Genomic DNA, 2,941 nt, shown 5'->3' with positions numbered 1-2,941 from the left:
GTAATTTTCTTGAATGGTGGTGGTTACAGCACCACGCGCAATGTAACGCGTGAAAAGCCTGTGTTGGAAAAGCAGCCAGAAGATAAATTCGAAACCGTTTTGTTTTTATCCCAAGGAGAGGGGCGACAAGGCGAGGGAGGGTTCCGCACGCAGGGTTACTTTAAAGCCAGTCTAGAAGGCAAACCACTTATCACGATCGTTACAGTCGTGTACAACGGTGAATGAAAAGCGGGGTCAGGTCTTTCGTCATAACATTCTGTTTTTACTAACAGCTAAAGACTATACATACTTTGCTCATATTGCTGAACCGTTATCATTTTTTAGAGCGCATGAGGGTTCGATTAGCGTTTCTTCCGCAAGTGGTAAGTTGCCGCTTCACTATGCTCTAGCGAGAGCCTATTTTGTTGAGAATTATTTTCCTAAAGACGCTAATTGCCTAGCGGCAAAAATCCAATTAATGCTATGGCGATTTAAAGATGCTCGCCAGTACGGCATGAATGGAGTGAATGATTTTTTTATAAATCTTGTGGAAATTAGTAAAGTTTGTCTCATTAGTCAGTTTGCGCGTAAAATTGCGAGCTTACCTATTCGAGTGTTACGGAGATTAACGAAATAACCAGGTATCGTGGCCTTTGATTGCAATTTACCGATGTCAAAGTTCGTGACTTAAACTATGAAGCGGGGGCTAAAAGACCCGTCACAAAAAATAAAATAGTATCGATAGAATGAGACCTCAGCTTATAGCTCTCAGAAAACGCGGGATAGCTTAAGGGATTTAGGTATTGACGATCAAGTACAAAGAAAAGGCTATCGAAATAACCCGCTCTCTGAGTTGGATAAAGTCCGTAATGCTGAAATGGCTGTCACGCGTGGTGGTGGTGAACGCCCTTTTGCTACTTACAAGCAACATTACAATTTGGCACGCACAAGACTCATGGGGCTTGCAAAAAACACGGCCTTTTTCGGTTTAGCAGCGATGGCCGCCAACATTAGGAAAGGAGCAGCCTTTTTATCGCTGTATGGATTACCAGAGAATAAAGGAGGATAGCTCCGTCTAAAGATAGGTAATTAGGTGTAAAGTTAGCTAAAAGTTGTTAAAAGTATCGATAACGACGTATTTTAAGCTCTTTATTTTGACATTTTTGAAAAACAAACTCGCTAAGTAAAAAACTGATGCTTATGCTGAGGTCTCTTAGTATTAAAAAATATAAAAAGTGTGGCTAAATGAAAATTAAATCTAATTTAATCTGGATCGGTATGAATCTTTCAGATAATGAGAAATGTATATTTAAACTAAATAATATCGGTCTTTTATCTGCCTATACTTCTCAAACCATGTTGTTTAATAAAATTTCAAAATATTTTGGTAACGTTTTGTCTATCAATTCATATCGTATAAGTAATTATCCAAAGTCTTCTATATTATTTTACCGGGGTGATTCATGGAAAGACGCTTATGGTGAACATACAAGTGCTTCGTATTTGAATTTACCTTTTATTTCATTTATAACAAAATTTTTTTCACTTTTTTTAAAGGTAAGAAAAATTGCAAGTAAACTAGATTCGAATACAAACATTGTTTTTGTTTACTCAATGAATAGCGTATTTATGTTGTTGGCACTTTTTTTTAAGATGTTAAAGCCAAATGTCAAGTTGGTTTTGATTATTCCCGATCATCCCATGCACATGAGATCAAATATGTCTTTTTTTATAAAAATATTTAAACAATTAGATATCTTTTTACAAAAGAAAATGTTGGGTAACTTTAATTCATTTATTGTTTTCTCAAAATATATAATTGATGATTTAGGTTTACAGAATGATCGTATTATTTTGCATGAAGGTGCGATAGATAAAAGTACAGCTATTTCAATAGCTGAGAAGCAACTAAATAATTATCTTAACGATAAAGTTATATTTATGTATTCTGGTGTCCTTTCTTCTTCATACAAAATTGATGTTTTAGTAGAAGCATTTGAAAATTTAGGTGAGCATTATGAGCTCTGGTTTACTGGTCAGGGTGAACTGGAAAAGTTTATAGCAGTTAAAGCTTCTAAAAATTCAAATATTAAACACTTTGGTGTAGTTGATTATAATAAATTACTTGATTTACAATCTAGAGCTTCAGTTTTTTTAAATATGCGTGATCCATTAAGTCTTGCTTCTAAATTTTCATTTCCTTCTAAGTTATTTGAGTATCTTTGCACTGGAAAGCCAATAATATCAGTAAAAATGGATGGTATTCCTTCGGAATATAACCCATATTTAGATTTTCTTTATGATGTTGAAGTTCAGAGTATTCAGAATAAACTTCAGTCTTATAGTTTAGAATCATACGAACATAAAAAAAAGATCAGGCCAGATTCTTTACGCTTTATACTTGATAATAAGACTATTGATTCTCGAGTAAATAAAATTTTGGAGGTTATTTGACCTCGCCTATGTTTAAAGATAAGGTTTTAATTATTACTGGCGGTACAGCCCCCTCTGTCAGCCTAGTTGTCCAGTTGGCGATTTAGCCTAAATTCATGTCAGATCGGGCGGTGTGAGAGCAGTCATGCCACGTTATTCCGAGGAACGTAAAGCGGCCGTGTTGAAGAAGTTGTTACCTCCGCAAAACCGCAGGAAAGCACGGGAAAGCAGGAAAGCAGGAAAGCAGGAAAGCAGGAAAGCAGGAAGAAAGCACGGGGTCGGAAGAAAGCACGGGGTCGAAGAAAGAAGAAAGCACGGGGTCGAAGAAAGAAGAAAGCACGGGGTCAGGTCTTGCATTCCAACATTCCATATGCTCACCTACCAACATGGCACGTCCCCTTAGAATTGAATTAGCCGGTGGGCTTTATCATGTAACCTCGCGTGGCGACAGGCGCGAGGATATTTTCCTTGATGATGCCGATCGCTTGGCGTGGCTGGAGTTGTTTGGTCAGGTATGTCAGCGCTTTAA

General features: G+C 37.0%; 3 protein-coding genes and 1 pseudogene. All 4 read left to right on the top strand.

Features of this window, described 5'->3' with window-relative positions:
• Positions 1–225 (top strand): hypothetical protein (locus tag A3OI_RS23320; protein WP_040475274.1); only part of this gene is annotated, 225 nt, incomplete at its 5' end.
• Positions 218–616 carry a hypothetical protein gene (locus A3OI_RS22990; protein WP_155903246.1) on the top strand — a complete coding sequence of 133 codons (399 nt, stop codon included), beginning with the start codon at positions 218–220 and terminating at the stop codon, positions 614–616. The genes A3OI_RS23320 and A3OI_RS22990, both read left to right, overlap by 8 nt.
• 129 nt (positions 617–745) lie before the next feature.
• Positions 746–1,048: pseudogene (locus A3OI_RS22490) on the top strand (transposase); the annotation flags it as partial.
• Between the two features lie 176 nt (positions 1,049–1,224).
• A complete protein-coding gene (locus tag A3OI_RS20950; RefSeq protein ID WP_040475272.1) occupies positions 1,225–2,433 on the top strand; it encodes a glycosyltransferase in 1,209 nt (402 codons plus the stop codon).
• Positions 2,434–2,941: the final 508 nt, after the last annotated feature.

The organism is Marinobacter gelidimuriae (assembly GCF_000372805.1).
Taxonomy (GTDB): Bacteria; Pseudomonadota; Gammaproteobacteria; order Pseudomonadales; family Oleiphilaceae; genus Marinobacter; species Marinobacter gelidimuriae.
This window is presented reverse-complemented; position numbering and strand designations above follow the sequence as displayed.